The following is a 15,854-nucleotide window of genomic DNA, read 5'->3' as shown; positions in this document are numbered from 1 at the left end:
AAAACAACGTGATGCCCTGTGACGTCGCGATGATAAGAATGCCGGGCATCAGATATATATTGAGGTCCGGCACCACACCGGTTGATCGGAAAGCACAGGCTAGCAGATTTCAGTCACGTTTTGACCGTAAGGCCCGGCACGTTCATCAGTTGCGCCGGGATTCGGAGGGCGTTGGCCCGCGATGAATTCAGGAACGGCTCTTTAAAGGCCAGCCCCTTCAACCAGCACGAAGGTTCCGGTCGCGGCACCTGCGCGTAATAATCGGGCTGCCTGATAACCTGGGCTTTCGTAAAAACGTCTGGCTTCGGCAAAAGAAGCGAACTCAAAAACCACATGCCGTTCATGAGTCTCTCCTTCAAGGTTTTCATACTGCCCGGACCAGGCGATGATCTTTGGATTAAAGTCCTGCATAGCTTCACCGGCAGCGCTGGCATATTCAGCATAGGCAACCGGGTCCGTTACCGTGACGTGTGCAATTAAATAACCTTTATTCATCTCTCTTTCTCCTGGGTTAACAGCAATCTGTTTCATTCAGGTGTGAACCTGACGGTAATGGGGCAGAGACGGTGAAATTATCTTCTTAATCAGAAGATTGAGAAATTCAGCGTCACGTTCCACCGTGTTTTGTTTGTGCATCTTCAGCCAGCGCGCTTGTTAATCGATGCGCTGTCGCGAGTGATGGCTGACAGCCGCAATGATCAGCCAGGCGGGATACGCGGTGTGAAAACAGTTTATTAACTCTTTACAGGGTGATAAATAATCGAAAAAATAACGTACTGTTACTCTGAGAGAAAACAATGAAAAATCTGGAGGCGTTAATCATCTTTGCGCGCGTAGCGGAAATGAAGAGCTTTACTCAGGCGGCAGAAAGTCTGGGTATCCAGAAAGGGCGGGCATCTTTGGTGATTCGTGAACTCGAACAGGAAATTGGCGCAACGCTGCTGCACCGGACAACGCGGACGGTACAGCTGACTGAAGATGGGCGGGCTTTTTATACGCGTGCCTGCGACCTGCTTTCAGAAGCTGAAGATTTACATTCAATGTTTTCTCATGGCGAGATGTCACTGCGGGGACGGATACGCATTGATATGCCAGCGGTACTGGCGCAAAGCGTGATAATTCCCGCGCTGCCACAGCTGCTGGCTGCACATCCGGAACTGGAGATCGAGCTTTCAAGTACCGATCGCCGGGTCGATTTGGTTCAGGAAGGATTTGATGCGGTGATCCGCCTGGGACCAATCGTTGATGAGACGCTGATTGCCCGTCCACTGGGGCAGCTACGCATGATCAACGCTGCCAGTCCGGACTATCTGGCGCGCTTTGGCGTACCTCACTCTATTGACGATCTGCTGAATCAGGGACACAGGATGGTTCATTACACGCCGGCTTTTGGTGCAAAGCCGGAGGGGTGGGAGTATCCGGCCGGTGATGGCTACACATCGCTGATGCTACCCGGTGCCATGCGGGTCAATAGCGTACCGGCTTACCATGAAGCCGGGCTGGCCGGTCTGGGCTTAATTCAGGGCGGTTATTCCACACTCGCGCCCGATATCCAGTCTGGCAGGCTGATTGAAGTCCTTCCCGACCTGCGTCCCAGGCCGCTCAACGCCTCTTTTGTCGTCGCGCACCGGCGAAATCTGTCGCGTCGTGTCAGGGCGTTTATGCAGTGGACTGAAGAGATTTTAAAACCTTATTTTAACTGATCCCGCAGTAATTCTTGCGACAGGTAAAATGGAGTGCGGTATGTCTGTTTCGAGCACAACGCTGACATTCGCTTAGTCGCGGCTTCATCTATGCCTCCTGATACGGGCTTGCGGCTGGCCGACACAAAATAAATGATGGGGGTAATAATAAGGTCCGCTCCTGGCGAAAAGCGATTGTGGAGAGACCATTTTTTAACAGAGAGGCAGGGTTCCTGGTGAGGATCGACCTGTTACGGGTTCTTCATTCATCATGCTCAGCGCAACAGGCCTGGCAGCCCGCTTTGCATTATATCTCTGGATATAACCTATCAACGAATCGGTAAGACACAACCCGTCATTTTTTCGGCCCCTTCCCCCTCAAAAATATCTTCCGGCGTTAAAAAGTGTTTCTCATCATATGCTCCGAAAAGATGGCTGAACGGCTCGGCTCTGAGGCCAGAAATTCTGTATGTCATGCTGTCTCCTTTGGTTATCAGCATGACATTAGCGAGCTTTTAAAGGAAAAACTCGCTGTTTCAGGTCAGGGAAATGTCGGTGAAACTCCAGTACATTCAGAACCTGCCAATGACGTATGCGACAGGCCGCAACCCGAGAAATCGTACCCAGTATCGGCATCCCTTTACGCAGTAAACGGCGGCACTAACTGACTGCACGGCCGTTGTATACAGCCCGCCTGATTAAAGATTAGCGGCCGATCAGCCGATAAACATCGACGGCGACGTTTTTTCCTGAATGGTGTCACAGAGAGGTTTCAGCACATTTTGACTGGCAAAATGGCCCTGCCGGAGAGGCTGGAGCCACAGCCATCGCTCATGAAAATACTCACCTGATCGAACCTCTTAGCAAAGCCTCTGCCTGGCGGGGCGGTCAGGTAGCCTGCAACGATCAGTTCTACGCTTATTTAGTCACGTCAGCCAACAACGGAGCCGAACACCATGAACACTATGATCAAACCTGCTTTTTCCGCTGTTTGGTCTACCAACGCCCAGGGAATTTGCATCACCAGTCAGGAAAACCCGACTGGCCTGATGCCCGCGCTTAAAGGCGTCACGCTGAGTAAATGGCTGAGGTTGGCACAGGCTGATGATGATGCCAGGATCGCGCTACAACTGATTTCGGCGCTGGAAAGTGTGAAACCTTTCCATATTGAAGTGCCGATTCATTGTCTGGATGGGAAGATGCGGCATGTGATTGTTTCTGGCCTGCCGGACTGTCCGGCATCGGCTTCACGCCTGCAATACAGTGGCTTCATTATGGATATCAGCGGGCACCACAAAGCAATTGATGACGCGCAGCGCGCGGCGGCGGAATATCGGCTGTTAATTGAAAACAGCACTGACCTGATCGCTCATTGCGACACTGACGGCAGGTATGTTTCGATTTCGCCCTCTTACAGTGAAATGATAGGCTGGTCAGCCGATGAAATTATCGGCCAGCGGGTGGTGGATTATCTCCATCCTGATGACCGCGCACCCGCTATGGATGCACTGATACACCTGTCAGAAGGGGGTGTGCTTCCGGACGTGGTCGAGGTGCGCAAGCTACATCGTGACGGCCACTATATTACGCTTGGCACCAGGGCGTGCGGCGTCAGCGATCCTGCCACAGGCAGTAACATCGGTGCTGTGCTGGTTTCGCGCGATATCACGCGTGACAAGCAAAGGATGCGTAAGCTGGAGAAACTGGCGACTCGCGACACGCTGACCGGGTTGCCCAACCGTGCCTGGATCAACGACCAGGTTAGCTGCATGCTTGCGCAGGACGACGATCTGACTTACACCGCGGTACTGTTTATTGATTTGAATGGCTTCAAGGCGGTGAATGATTCAATGGGCCATGCATCCGGCGATGTCTTGCTAAAACAGGTTAGCGAACGGCTACAACACTGCATGTGTTCGGGCGACTCGGTGGCCAGACTGGGCGGCGACGAATTTTTGGTGGCAGCGAAGTGCTATAGCGGTGAGGCGGCGTCAGCTATCGCGCAGCGTATTCTGGACAGTCTGAAAGAGCCCTTTATTATTAATGATAAGGACCTCCGTATCGGGGCGTCGATTGGCATCAGCCTCGCACAGTTTGGGGCGGCATCGGCTCAAATGTTATTTGAACAGGCTGATATCGCGATGTACCAGGCGAAAGCACGACGTGACGGCTCATACCGGTTTTTTGAGCCAGAAACGCTTACGTCAGGTGAATAGCCCGCTTTGCCTTCTGACCCTGTTTGAGAGATCTCGCCAATACTGCCCGTTTTTTGCCTTTATCCTGTTCTTACAACCTGAAATGATTCCATTTCCCGGCGACACGGCAGATCGTTAACTCCGCTGAAGTGAAAACAGCGCATCGAAGTAGCCTCCGGATGATTATACCTGCCGCCTGTCCGTGTATGCGTGTGCTTATCGCTCAGCGAGGGTAATGGAAAAACTTTTTTAGTCTATTAAAACAAAAGGATAGATTTAACTTTGTTTGAAAAAATGTCCGGGCGGAAGAAGCAGCCAAACGGGAACGCACCCCCGGTGCGGTTATTATTTAGCGCGTTGCTGCTGGTGATGCTGCTGGCTGCGCTGGATCAGACCATTGTTTCCACAGCGCTGCCGACCATCACCGGCGAACTGGGTGGACTGGATCGGCTGTCGTGGGTTGTGACCGCTTACACCTTGTCATCGACCATTGTGGTGCCACTGTACGGTAAATTCGGCGATCTGTTTGGCCGCAAGCGGGTGCTGCAGATTGCGATAGTGCTGTTCCTTATAGGCTCCGCGCTGTGCGGTCTGGCGCAGAATATGACGCAACTGGTGCTGACCCGGGCCCTTCAGGGACTCGGAGGCGGCGGGCTGATGGTGGTCAGTATGGCAGCGGTGGCAGATGTGATCCCACCGGCCGAGCGCGGAAAATATCAGGGCCTGTTTGGCGGCGTCTTCGGGCTCGCCACGGTGCTGGGCCCGCTGCTGGGCGGCGCGATTGTGCAGCATGTCTCCTGGCGCTGGATCTTCTATATCAACCTGCCGCTGGGACTGTTCGCCCTGCTGGTGATTGGCATCGTTTTCAATGCAGGCGGCAAACGTACCCGGCATGAGATTGATTATCCTGGCGCGGTCTGTCTGAGCATGGCGCTGGTCGGCATCACCCTGTTTACCAGTGAAGGCGGTACCATCCGGCCGTGGTCCGATCCGCAACTCTGGTGCATTCTGGCGTTGGGTCTGGTCGGCTGTATCGGCTTCATTTATGAAGAGCGGCGGGCGTGGGAACCGATTATTCCGCTGTCGCTGTTTCGCAACCGCAGCTTTGTACTCAGCAGCTTGATCGGTTTTATTATTGGTATGTCGCTATTCGGCAGCGTCACCTTTTTGCCGCTCTATCTGCAGGTGGTGAAAGGGTCGACCCCAACCGAAGCCGGCCTGCAGCTGCTGCCGCTGATGGGCGGCTTGCTGACCACATCGATTATCAGCGGACGCATCATCAGCAAAACCGGGCGCTATCGCCTGTTCCCGATTGTCGGCACCTTGCTGGCTACCGCCGGGCTGGCGCTGATGGCCACTATCACTATTACGTCGCCGCTGTGGCAGTTGCAGTTGTTCAGCGCCGTGCTGGGAATGGGGCTGGGGATGGTGATGCAGATTCTGGTGCTGGTGGTGCAGAACAGCATTGAACCGGCGATGACCGGCGTCGCCACCTCATCGGTAACGCTGTTTCGCTCGATTGGCGGTTCAATTGGGGTGGCGCTGTTTGGCACCATTTTCAGCCAGGTACTGAAATCGCAGCTTGAGACGCTGATACCGGCCGGCACCGTCCTGTCAACGGCAATCTCACCTGCGGCGCTGAATCAGCTACCGGTCGATATGCGTCACGATTATCTGCAGGCTTTTGGTGCGGCGATTCACGCGGCGTTTATGATGGCGGCCTGCGTGATGGTGCTGGCCTTTATCCTGTCGCTGCTGATGCGTGAAGAACCGCTGATTAAGAAAAAGCAGGGCTGAATAAATGCACGGCGAAGCCCGCCGTGCAGCCTCTTTCAGCGATAAAAGGCCGGTTTTACCGCCATCTTAACCGGCACAATTTTACCGGAGTTTTGTGCTGCAACGCAGGCGTCAGCCGCCACCGCCGCTGCATAGCCATCCCAGGCTGAGGGACCGGTCATTTCACCCGACATCACGTTATTAATGAATGCCTGCAACTCGACGTCATAGGCGTCGATAAAGCGCTTTTTCCAGTCGGTCAGGATGGTGGTCGACAGTTTCGCGGCACTGCGCAGCTGCACCGACATCGGTTCAGGCAGACGGGCAATACCGCTTTCACCCACCACTTCACACTGAATGTCGTAGCCATATTCACAGTTCACGAAAATTTCGACGTCGATACGTGCGCCTTTGGTGGTCTCCAGCAGCACGATTTGCGGATCGCGCAGGTGTGACGAGGCCTTACGGGTTTTGCGCGGGAAGATCACCTGTGCGCTGACATAGTCATCGTTCAGCAGCCAGCGCAGCACATCCAGTTCGTGGATCAGCGTGTCGGTGATGGCCATATCGGTGGTGTAGCTGTCGCCCACTTCCGGATTGCGGTGCGCGCAGTGCAGCATCAGCGGTTCGCCAATCTCGCCGCTGTCGATCACCGCTTTCAGTGCCCGGTAGCCGCTGTCATAGGGCCGCATAAATCCGACCTGCACCAGCTGGCGGCCCGCCTTGATCTCCGCCTCAACAATATTCAGACAGCCTTCGGCGGTGACCGCCAGCGGCTTCTCACAGAAGACCGCTTTGCCCGCTTCGATCGCCGCCAGCACAAAGGCTTCATGCGTCGGACCCCAGGAGGTAACCAGCACCGCGTTGACCTGCGGATCGTTGATCAGGTCAATGGCATTGTCATAGATACGCGCTTCCGGCGTGAGCTGATCGACAATCTGCTGGCAGTTATCACGATTGATGTCGTTAAGTGCCACCACGCGCGCATTCTGTAATACCGTGCTGCAGCGACGGATGTGTTCGCGACCGATCGCACCGGTGCCGATAACGCCAATATTGATAGTCATAGTGCTTCCTTAATCAGGCTGAGTGGTTCAACAGGTGAATGCTGTTACGAATTTCGCGGGCGATCTCTTCTTCCTGCCAGTTATTCATTACTGATGAGAACGGTTCAAAGGCATAAAGGCCGGTGTAGCCCATTTTTTCCAGTCGCTCGACCTGCTGCTTGCTGCGCAAGCGATCGTCGGCGCTGAGCATGATGCGCTCTTCATCGGTGAGCTGGGCGACAGGACGTGGATCGGTGACGCCAGAAAGGTGAACCAGTCCGATCTGCTGCACATCAACGCCCTGTTCGAACGCTTTTTCGGCGTCCTCATACAGATGATGATGGAAGGTATCAATCAGCAGCCGGAACGGGACACCTGCTTCTTTGATCAGCGTCTGCGCCAGTGCTGCCGAACGCAGCGAACTTTGCGGAAAGCCGAGTGGCTCCACCAGCCCCTGAATGCCGAACTCAGCAAACAGCGGCCCTAAGGTTTTCAGCGCAGCGATGGTATCCGCCGCGCTGATTGGGGTGCCGTCATTAAGTGGACAGAGCACCAGAGACGCCGCGCCGACGGCCTGAGCATCGCTCAGCAGCTGGCGGGTGCGCTGCAGGACAGCCTCATTAAGCTGGTTAAAGGGGTAGACCGCATTGATCGTGACGATCTCAATACCGGACTGACGCGCCAGCGCGTTAACCTCTTGACCGGTCAGATCGTCAGTCACGCGCCCGCTTTTCATATCGTTGCGCAGTTCAACTTTATTAATTCCCAGCTGCGTCACCAGATTGAAAAAGCGTTCGATGCTCAGGTTGGGGGCAATTTTGCGATTGATACAGAAACGCGAGGTAGCAATAGATAAAGTCATAGCCATTTCCTGAAAATAAGGTGTGCGTGAAATTGGGTGAATAGCAATCGGTTATGCACCCGGTAAAGTCGATATAGCCTTTCTGGCCGTCATTAAGCGAAAGTGCTATCTCTGCGTGCTCCATGCAGCGGCATTATTTTTTGCCGTTATAAAGCGCGTAGAAATAGTGCTCTACCTGCTCAAGACTTCTTCCTTTGGTTTCAGGAATAAACTTCAGAACAAAAAGGGAACCGCCGATACCGATGATGGCAAATATCAGGAATGCGCCGGACAGGCCAAAGGCGGCTAATAACAGCGGGAAAGCCATCGAAATAGCGAAATTGGCAATCCACAGTGAAAACACCGCGCCACCCATGCAGATGCCGCGCATCCTGGCCGGGAAGATTTCCGACAGCAGCAGCCAGGTCACCGGCGATAAGGCGCCCTGCTGGAAGCAGAGAAACATCAGCATTCCCGCCAGCACCAGATATGCGCGCAGCAGGTTAACGGCACCGTGCTGATATTCCGGCATCAGCCAGCAGATCAGCCCGATAAAGAACAGGCAGCAGGTGCAGCCCATCTGACCAATCAGTACCAGCGGACGACGGCCCACTTTGCCGATCAGCCAGATACCCACTAGTGTCATTACCACGGAAATCACGCCGTTCGCGATGGTGGCAAACAGGGCGGCATCGTTGCTGAGTCCGGCAGCAGTCAGCATGGTCGGCGCGTAATACATAATGGTATTGACGCCGGTCAGCTGCTGAATTGCGGCAATACCGATGCCGAGCAGGAATATTTTCAACAGCCACGGCGTCGCCAGATCGCGCAGCCGGCCTTTTCCCCGCTGACGGTTCTCTTCAATCGTCTCTTCGATCTCTTCGAGTTCCCACTCCACATCCTCAGCGGCACGGGTTTTCTCTAATACCTCGCGGGCCGCCTGGCTGCGGCCTTTCATCACGTGCCAGCGTGGGGTTTCCGGCATAAATATCATGCCGATCCACAGCAGAATAGCGGGCACGATCGACAGCGCCAGCATCCAGCGCCAGGTATTTTCGCCGCCCCAGATGTCGTTGAAGGTGGCGTTAGAGATGTAGGCCAGCAGCTGCCCGCTGACGATCATCAGCTCCTGCAGCGTCACCAGCTGACCGCGCTTGTTGGCGGGCGCAATCTCTGCAATGTAAACCGGCACTGTGGCCGCTGCACCGCCTACCGCGAAGCCAAGGAACAGGCGTGAGGCGATCATCCATTCCACGTCCGGAGCGATGGCCGAGCCTACTGCACCAAAGGCAAAAATCAGCGCCAGCGCGATAATAATGCGCCGGCGTCCAACGCCATCCGCCAGATGACCTGCGGCCAGCGCCCCAAACGCCGCACCAAACAGCAGCGAACTGGTCACCAGTCCGGTCGTCAGTGGAGTGAGATGAAGGTCGCCCCGCATGAACAGCAGTGCACCCGAGACTACGCCGGTATCGTAGCCAAACAGTAATCCGCCAAGCGTGGCCACCAGCGCGATAATCTTCACAAACGGCTCGGTGCGGGTGGCGCTATTCGGGCCGGATGCCGGGTTCGACGAGATATACAGTTCTTTTTCCATGAAAACTCCAGGTAAAAACAGGCCAGGTCAAACGTCAGAATAAGAAGGAGCCTTCACCCTACTGATATTTATATTTCGGGTTAAATTATATTTAGAATTTTACTTTCATTTTGTGAGCTCAAGCCTTCCGGCCATTTTATTTTGATGGGATTCCATCAGCCGGTGAATAACCTGGTTGAATTTACGCCGTTTATTTTACGGTGCCATAAAGGCTGGCGGCAAAATGAAAGGGATGAAGCCGTGCTGAAAAGAGGATGGAATTGTTTTAAAGACGGATAAATAGCATCAGGATGAAATAAACATCCCAAATGCTGAGTGAAAAAATGAAATTAACAACAGAACGACAGAATGCCCGGCGTTGCCAGATTAGCGGATCACCAGCCCGCTCAGGGCAGAGAGCAGGGCATCTACTTTCGGCAGGAACTGTTTGCGACGCGGCCACACCACGCTCAGTGTCAGTCCGTCTGGTTGTAGCTGAGGAAGAATAATCTCCAGCTCCCCGGCAGCAACCGCATGGCGAATCAGCCACGAAGGCATTTGCGCCACGCCCAGACCGGCTGTGACCGCCTGCATCTGTGCATCCACATCGCCTAAGGCCATCCGGTAAGGCACATCACGCCAGTTTGACTGTCCATCTTCGGTGGTAAACAGCCAGCGTTTTGTGGAGCCGTCGACGCGTTCATAGAGAATGGCGCGGTGATTCAGCAGTTCCGTTTCATTTTCCGGCCGGCCTTCACGATCCAGATAAGCCGGCGCAGCGCAGAACAGCATCTGCTCACGCCCCATATTGCGCCAGCCGAGTGAAGCAGGTAGATCGGGCGCACCACCAATCCGCACGGCGACATCGACCCCTTCGTCAAACAGGTCGATGAAGCGATCGGAAAAACTCAGGCTGAGCGCCAGTTCCGGGTGCTGCTGACAGAAGGGCATTAGCAACGGCATCACGTTCAGCCGGCCATAAGTATTCGGCACCGCCAGCCGCAAGCGCCCGGAGGGAATGGTGCGCTGCGCGGCCAGCACCGCCTCGGTTTCAGCGAGATCTTCCAGAACACGCAGACAGGTCTGGTAGTAGGCGCTGCCGGCATCGGTCAATTGCAGGCTGCGGGTGGTGCGCTCCAGCAATCGGGAGCCTAATCTTGTTTCAAGCCGGCTGACACTTTTACTTACCGCCGAGCCGGTGACATGCAGACGCTCCGCGGCAGCGGTAAAGCTGCCACATTCCACGCTGGCAACAAACGGCAGGATATCTTTGAGGCGCTGATCGTGCATCGATTAATGAACTCAGGTTGAGAATGCTGTGAATTAATGCCAGAGATAAGAACTCTATTCTCTATTAGGCTTAGCATTACGCAAAACGAGGAGAAATCAAATGAAAAAACAGGCTTTGATTGTGGGTATCAGCGGCGTTATCGGCCGAGCACTGGCGGACAAACTGCAGCAGGAGGGCTGGGAAGTGACCGGCCTGTCACGCGGACGTGGTGCAGTGCCGGAAGGCGCGACCAGCCTGACCGCCGATCTGACCGATGCGGATGCGGTGCGTAAGGCCCTGAAGTCGGTGAAACCCGATGCGCTGTTTTTCAGCGTCTGGGCGCGTCAGGAAAATGAAAAAGAGAACATCCGGGTCAACGGCGGCATGGTGCGCAACGTCATCGAGGCGCTGGGCGATCGGCTGAAGGGCGCACACGTTGCGCTGGTAACGGGTCTGAAGCACTACCTGGGGCCGTTTGAAGCCTATGGTAAAGGCGCGGTGCCGGTGACGCCGTTCCGTGAAGAGCAGGGCCGTCAGCCAGTCGATAACTTCTATTATGCTCAGGAAGATGAGCTGTTTGCGGGTGCGGAAAAGTATGACTATCGCTGGAGCGTTCACCGTCCACACACCATCATCGGCTACGCAGTCGGCAACGCAATGAACATGGGCCAGACGCTGGCGGTCTATGCCACGCTGTGCAAAGAGAAAGGCTGGCCGTTTATCTTCCCCGGCTCACCAGAGCAGTGGAATGGCGTAGCTGACATGACCGACGCCGGTCTGCTGGCTGAACAACTGCACTGGGCTGCCACGTCACCCGCGGCTGCCAATCAGGATTTCAACGCCGTGAATGGCGATGTGTTCCGCTGGAGCTGGATGTGGCCAAAACTGGCTGAGTACTTCGGTATTGAGGCGGCTGAATTTCCGGCGCAGATGATGCCGCTGGAAGGCCGGATGCAGGATGCGGCCAGTGCGTGGCAGGAGATTGCCCAGCATCACCAGTTGCGTGAAGCGGATGTGAATAAGCTTGCCTCCTGGTGGCATTCCGACGCCGACCTTGGACGTCCGATGGAAGCCTTTACCGACATGAGCAAAAGTCGCAAAGCTGGCTTCACCGGCTATCGCAGTACGCTCGACTCCTTCACTCAGCTGTTTGATAAGCTGAAAGCGGAAAAAGTGATCCCGCAGTAATCTCACTGGCGCCGCATCAGGCGCCTGTTCTGTTTCTGGCTGATGGCTATACTTCGGCTCTCGCTCAATGAACAGAGGAACTGAAATGATGGCGACATGTTTTATTATCGGCGCGGCCGGAAAAGTCGGCCTGCGACTGACCCGCCAGTTGAGCGCTAAGCAGCACGCAGTTTCGGCACTGCACCGTAAACCGGAGCAGGCTGCGACGCTGCAGGCGGCGGGTGCGCAGCCGGTCGCCGGTGATATTCAGCAGCTGACGGTTGATGCGCTGGCACAACAGATGGCCGGTCACGAGGTGGTGGTTTTCACCGCCGGTGCTGGTGGCGCGGGTATCGCGCTGACCAATGCGATTGACGGCGATGGCCTGGATCTGGCGGTCGCGGCGGCTGAACAGGCAGGCGTACCGCGTTTTATTCTGGTCTCGGCGTTTCCCGATGCCGGTCGCGGTAAAGCGATATCGGAAGGGTTTGAAAACTACATGCGGGTCAAACGGCTGGCGGATGTGCGGCTGGTGGCGAGCGGGCTGGAGTGGGTGATTCTGCGTCCTGGCACGCTAACGGATGCCGCAGGCACCGGGCGGGTAAACGCCGATCTGGCGATCCCTTACGGTGAGATATCGCGTGATGATGTCGCAACCACGCTGGTGAGCCTGATTGAAAATCCGGCGATTAAATATCAGATAATCGAGCTGACCACCGGCGACCAGCCGATTGAAGCGGCGCTGCAACGGCTGCAACGCGCTTAAAAAAAGCCCCGCTTGCGGGGCTTTTTTATTACTTAACGCATTTCGCGCAGTGTTGACGCTCGATGTGCTGAAAGAAATCGTTCCCTTTATCATCCACCAGAATAAAGGCCGGGAAGTTTTCTACTTCAATTTTCCAGATCGCTTCCATCCCCAGTTCAGCATACTCCACACATTCCAGATGCTTGATGCTCTGTTGCGCCAGTACCGCAGCCGGGCCACCGATGCTACCCAGATAGAAACCACCATGCTTCTGACAGGCATCGGTCACCTGCTGACTGCGGTTACCCTTGGCCAGCATGATTTTGCTGCCGCCGTGCGCCTGCAACAAATCAACGTAAGAATCCATCCGGCCTGCCGTCGTCGGGCCGAGTGAACCAGAAGCATAGCCTTCCGGGGTTTTGGCCGGGCCAGCGTAATAGACCGGATGATCTTTAACGTACTGTGGCAGGCCTTCACCGTTATCAATGCGCTCTTTCAGCTTGGCATGGGCAATGTCGCGCGCCACGATGATGGTACCGGTCAGCGACAAACGCGTAGAAACCGGATAAGCCGACAGCTGCGCCAGGATCTGCACCATCGGACGGTTCAGATCGACATGAATCACCTCGCCCTCACCCTGCTGACGCAGCGCTTCAGGGATCAGGCGACCTGGATTGGCTTCCAGTTTTTCAATCCAGATACCGTCGCGGTTGATCTTCGCTTTGATGTTGCGGTCTGCCGAGCAGGAGACGCCCATGCCAATCGGGCAGGAGGCACCGTGACGCGGCAGGCGAATCACGCGAATATCATGGGCGAAGTATTTACCGCCGAACTGTGCGCCGAGGCCAAGCTGCTGCGCGGCTTCCAGCAGTTCCTGCTCCAGCTGAACGTCGCGGAACGCCTGACCATGTTCATTGCCTTCGGTCGGCAACCCGTCGTAATAGTGGGTGGATGCCAGTTTGACGGTTTTCAGGGTGCTTTCCGCCGAGGTTCCGCCAATCACAAACGCGATGTGGTAAGGCGGGCAGGCGGCGGTACCGAGGGTACGCATTTTGTCGACCAGGTAATTCTTCAGCTTACCTGGGCTGAGCAGCGCTTTGGTTTCCTGATAGAGATAGGTTTTATTGGCAGAGCCGCCGCCTTTGGCGATGCAGAGGAACTTATACTCATCGCCATCCACACTGTAGAGATCAATCTGCGCGGGCAGGTTAGTGCCGGTGTTGACCTCGTTATACATATCCAACGCCGCATTTTGCGAATAGCGCAGGTTATCTTCGATAAAGGTGTTATAGACGCCCTGCGACAGCGCGGCTTCATCACCGCCACCGGTCCAGACCCGCTGGCCTTTTTTACCCATGATGATGGCGGTACCGGTATCCTGGCAGGTTGGCAGTACACCTTTAGCGGCGATTTCGGAGTTCCTTAAAAACTGCAGCGCGACATATTTGTCGTTGTCGCTGGCTTCCGGGTCGTCAAGGATTGAGGCAACCTGCTGCTGATGCGCCGGACGCAGCATAAACGAGGCATCGTGAAACGCCTGCTGCGCCAGTAGTGTCAGGGCCTGCGGTGCCACTTTCAGCACTTCCTGACCGTCAAATTCGGCGACTGAGACGTGATCGCGGCTCAGGAGATAGTATTCGGTATCCTCGTGGGTAAGAGGAAAGGGGTTCTGATAGAAGAAAGGTTTGTTCGACATTTTTTCTCACTTAATGACCAGCTGAACCGTCGCGGAGGGGCAGCGAGGGTCAACATCATAGGCGAATTAATCGTTTATTATATTTACCCGCCGCCGGGATGGCGGCGGGTAAGGTGAGGAATGGTATCTTATAACGCGTTGATCTGCATGTTGTATCCGTCAGAACATCCACACCATCCACGGATAGGCAATCAGCATCATCGCGCCCAGGAAGATGGCACCAAAGATGGTACCCAGACGCCAGTAGTCTTTGGTTGGCAGATAACCGCTGCCGTAGTAAATCGGACTTGGGCCGGTGCCGTAAGGGGTGATGATGCCCATCACACCCAATGAGGTACACAGCATCAGACAGAAGACTGGCATGTTGATACCGGGAATGGATGCGGCAATGGTCAGCATGGCCGGTAACAGCGCTGTGGTGTGAGCGGTGGTACTGGCGAACAGGTAGTGCAGCAGGAAGAAGGCAATTAACAGCACCACGGCGGAAACCTGCGGGTCATATCCCTGCAACAGCATGCCGCCTTCTTTACCTAACCAGGCGATGAAGCCGACACGGGCCAGACCATCGGCCAGCGCAACCAGGGTGGCGAACCAGGCAAAGGTGTTCCAGGCCGCTTTGTTACTGGTGATGTCATTCCAGTTCAGTACGCCGGTCCACAGCATCAGGATAATGACCAGCAGTGCAGCCATCGCCGGTTCAATCCAGGCAGTCGCGAAAATCCACATCAGCAGGGCGCAGACAACAAACACCAGCAGCAGGATTTCGTTACGGGTCAGTTTGCCCAGTTTTTCCAGTTCCGAGATTGCCCATTTTGGCACCTCATCATTGATTTTTACTTCAGGCGGATAGAACCAGTAGGCCAGCAGCGGCATGGTCAGAATCAGTAACACGCCCAGCGGCAGGAAGGCGAGGAACCACATTCCCCATGAGATATCGAAACCGATAACGCTTTTCACCAGCGCCAGCGCTAACAGGTTCGGTGCCAGCGCAGAGAGGAACATTGAGCTGGTGATGCAGGCCGCGGTAATGGCTACCCACATCAGATAGGAACCGATTTTACGTGCGCTTGGATCGTTAGGTTTAGAGCCGTACAGCGGCGGCAGGTTAGCAATAATCGGGTAGATGGTCCCGCCACTGCGCGCGGTGTTGGAAGGCGTAAACGGTGCCAGCAACAAGTCGGCAAAGGTAATGGCATAGCCGAGCGTCAGGCTGCGGCGGCCCAGATATTTCACCAGGATCAGCGCCAGTCGACGACCAAACTGGGTTTTGTCATAGCCCGCCGCGAACATAAAGGCACCGAAAATCAGCCAGACGGTAGAGTTACCGAAACCGCTGACCGCCCACCTGAACGACTCACCGGCAAGTTTGAATTTCGGGTTAGCCAGTTCAGCCGGACTGAACAGCAAAAACTGACTGAACAGGGCGATGACGACGACACCGGTCAGACCGATAACCGCGCCAGGTAATGGCTCAAAAATCAGACCGACAATCACGCCGACAAAGATCGCGAAGAAGTGCCAGGCGTACGGTTCGAGTCCGGCAGGAACTGGCACCAGTAGCAACAGCACCGCGACCAGCACCGGTAAGGCAAGCATGAGCGCTTTCTTTTTTCCCGCCGCGGCAGGGGCTGCTTTGGGCGGTTCATTCACAGCTGAGAGTGGTTTCATAGTATTTGTCTGCAAGTTGAGAAGAATGCGATTTTGCGCCCCGATCGATCACTGACTGCTTTCTTTATTATTCTTAATGACGTGAATAAATCGTGGCACCCTTATTTTTTTGACTGACAGTTGCAAGAGTAAGCAGCTTTTTAAATCAGTGTGAATATGATGCGATTTCTGAAAATATAGATTTTTGATCCA

General features: G+C 55.0%; 13 protein-coding genes. 5 read left to right on the top strand and 8 right to left on the bottom strand.

The annotated features are described in order from the left end of the window. Positions 1–201: 201 nt before the first annotated feature. Entirely contained in the window at positions 202–495 is a 294-nt protein-coding gene (locus tag ACLIBF_RS22015) for a DUF1330 domain-containing protein (protein ID WP_094119174.1), read from the bottom strand. Between the two features lie 302 nt (positions 496–797). On the opposite strand from ACLIBF_RS22015, the gene ACLIBF_RS22010 reads away from it, so the two are divergent. Further along, complete coding sequence (locus tag ACLIBF_RS22010) at positions 798–1,703, top strand: LysR family transcriptional regulator (RefSeq protein WP_094119175.1); 906 nt, start codon at positions 798–800, stop codon at positions 1,701–1,703. 308 nt (positions 1,704–2,011) lie between these two features. Here ACLIBF_RS22010 and ACLIBF_RS22005 read toward each other — a convergent pair whose 3' ends face one another. Further along, entirely contained in the window at positions 2,012–2,158 is a 147-nt protein-coding gene (locus tag ACLIBF_RS22005) for a hypothetical protein (RefSeq protein WP_158086610.1), read from the bottom strand. A 480-nt stretch (positions 2,159–2,638) separates the two neighbouring features. Here ACLIBF_RS22005 and ACLIBF_RS22000 point away from each other — a divergent pair, with 480 nt between their 5' ends. Together ACLIBF_RS22000 and ACLIBF_RS21995 are read left to right on the top strand one after the other, a co-directional pair. Then, on the top strand, positions 2,639–3,898 hold the full coding sequence (locus ACLIBF_RS22000; protein WP_448310664.1) for a diguanylate cyclase domain-containing protein: 1,260 nt from the start codon (positions 2,639–2,641) through the stop codon (positions 3,896–3,898). A gap of 273 nt (positions 3,899–4,171) precedes the next feature. Beyond that, complete coding sequence (locus tag ACLIBF_RS21995) at positions 4,172–5,674, top strand: MDR family MFS transporter (RefSeq protein ID WP_448310726.1); 1,503 nt, start codon at positions 4,172–4,174, stop codon at positions 5,672–5,674. 35 nt (positions 5,675–5,709) lie between these two features. Here the strand turns inward: ACLIBF_RS21995 and ACLIBF_RS21990 are convergent, their stop codons facing one another. From ACLIBF_RS21990 to ACLIBF_RS21975, 4 genes are all read right to left on the bottom strand, one after another. Further along, positions 5,710–6,720: a Gfo/Idh/MocA family protein gene (locus tag ACLIBF_RS21990; RefSeq protein WP_094119177.1), complete on the bottom strand. Its 1,011-nt coding sequence runs from the start codon at positions 6,718–6,720 to the stop codon at positions 5,710–5,712. 13 nt (positions 6,721–6,733) lie between these two features. Then, complete coding sequence (locus ACLIBF_RS21985; protein ID WP_448310663.1) at positions 6,734–7,561, bottom strand: TIM barrel protein; 828 nt, start codon at positions 7,559–7,561, stop codon at positions 6,734–6,736. Between the two features lie 133 nt (positions 7,562–7,694). Further along, entirely contained in the window at positions 7,695–9,137 is a 1,443-nt protein-coding gene (locus ACLIBF_RS21980) for a sugar porter family MFS transporter (protein WP_448310662.1), read from the bottom strand. A 366-nt stretch (positions 9,138–9,503) separates the two neighbouring features. After that, positions 9,504–10,406, bottom strand: coding sequence for a LysR family transcriptional regulator (locus ACLIBF_RS21975; protein WP_448310661.1), 903 nt, complete (start codon positions 10,404–10,406; stop codon positions 9,504–9,506). A gap of 100 nt (positions 10,407–10,506) precedes the next feature. On the opposite strand from ACLIBF_RS21975, the gene ACLIBF_RS21970 reads away from it, so the two are divergent. After that, positions 10,507–11,574, top strand: coding sequence for an SDR family oxidoreductase (locus tag ACLIBF_RS21970; protein WP_448310660.1), 1,068 nt, complete (start codon positions 10,507–10,509; stop codon positions 11,572–11,574). A gap of 88 nt (positions 11,575–11,662) precedes the next feature. Continuing rightward, positions 11,663–12,319: an SDR family oxidoreductase gene (locus tag ACLIBF_RS21965; protein ID WP_448310725.1), complete on the top strand. Its 657-nt coding sequence runs from the start codon at positions 11,663–11,665 to the stop codon at positions 12,317–12,319. Between the two features lie 28 nt (positions 12,320–12,347). On the opposite strand, the gene fumA is transcribed toward ACLIBF_RS21965, so the two are convergent. Continuing rightward, on the bottom strand, positions 12,348–13,994 hold the full coding sequence (fumA, locus tag ACLIBF_RS21960) for a class I fumarate hydratase FumA (protein WP_448310659.1): 1,647 nt from the start codon (positions 13,992–13,994) through the stop codon (positions 12,348–12,350). Positions 13,995–14,153: 159 nt separating this feature from the next. Then, positions 14,154–15,662 (bottom strand): anion permease, encoded by a 1,509-nt coding sequence (locus ACLIBF_RS21955; RefSeq protein WP_448310658.1) that lies wholly within the window; start codon positions 15,660–15,662, stop codon positions 14,154–14,156. Positions 15,663–15,854 lie beyond the last annotated feature (192 nt).

This window comes from Pantoea sp. PGP6, assembly GCF_053474785.1.
Note: the sequence above shows the minus strand (reverse complement) of the source record. Positions and strands in the feature narration are given on the sequence as shown.

Bases quoted from the DNA above. Each gene is read 5' to 3' on its own strand.
- ACLIBF_RS22015 (WP_094119174.1), bottom strand. From the start codon at position 495: ATGAATAAAGGTTATTTAATTGCACACGTCACGGTAACGGACCCGGTT.
- ACLIBF_RS21990 (WP_094119177.1), bottom strand. From the start codon at position 6,720: ATGACTATCAATATTGGCGTTATCGGCACCGGTGCGATCGGTCGCGAA.
- ACLIBF_RS21955 (WP_448310658.1), bottom strand. From the start codon at position 15,662: ATGAAACCACTCTCAGCTGTGAATGAACCGCCCAAAGCAGCCCCTGCC.
- ACLIBF_RS21965 (WP_448310725.1), top strand. From the start codon at position 11,663: ATGGCGACATGTTTTATTATCGGCGCGGCCGGAAAAGTCGGCCTGCGA.
- ACLIBF_RS21995 (WP_448310726.1), top strand. From the start codon at position 4,172: ATGTCCGGGCGGAAGAAGCAGCCAAACGGGAACGCACCCCCGGTGCGG.
- ACLIBF_RS22005 (WP_158086610.1), bottom strand. From the start codon at position 2,158: ATGACATACAGAATTTCTGGCCTCAGAGCCGAGCCGTTCAGCCATCTT.
- fumA (WP_448310659.1), bottom strand. From the start codon at position 13,994: ATGTCGAACAAACCTTTCTTCTATCAGAACCCCTTTCCTCTTACCCAC.
- ACLIBF_RS21975 (WP_448310661.1), bottom strand. From the start codon at position 10,406: ATGCACGATCAGCGCCTCAAAGATATCCTGCCGTTTGTTGCCAGCGTG.
- ACLIBF_RS22010 (WP_094119175.1), top strand. From the start codon at position 798: ATGAAAAATCTGGAGGCGTTAATCATCTTTGCGCGCGTAGCGGAAATG.
- ACLIBF_RS21970 (WP_448310660.1), top strand. From the start codon at position 10,507: ATGAAAAAACAGGCTTTGATTGTGGGTATCAGCGGCGTTATCGGCCGA.
- ACLIBF_RS21985 (WP_448310663.1), bottom strand. From the start codon at position 7,561: ATGACTTTATCTATTGCTACCTCGCGTTTCTGTATCAATCGCAAAATT.
- ACLIBF_RS22000 (WP_448310664.1), top strand. From the start codon at position 2,639: ATGAACACTATGATCAAACCTGCTTTTTCCGCTGTTTGGTCTACCAAC.
- ACLIBF_RS21980 (WP_448310662.1), bottom strand. From the start codon at position 9,137: ATGGAAAAAGAACTGTATATCTCGTCGAACCCGGCATCCGGCCCGAAT.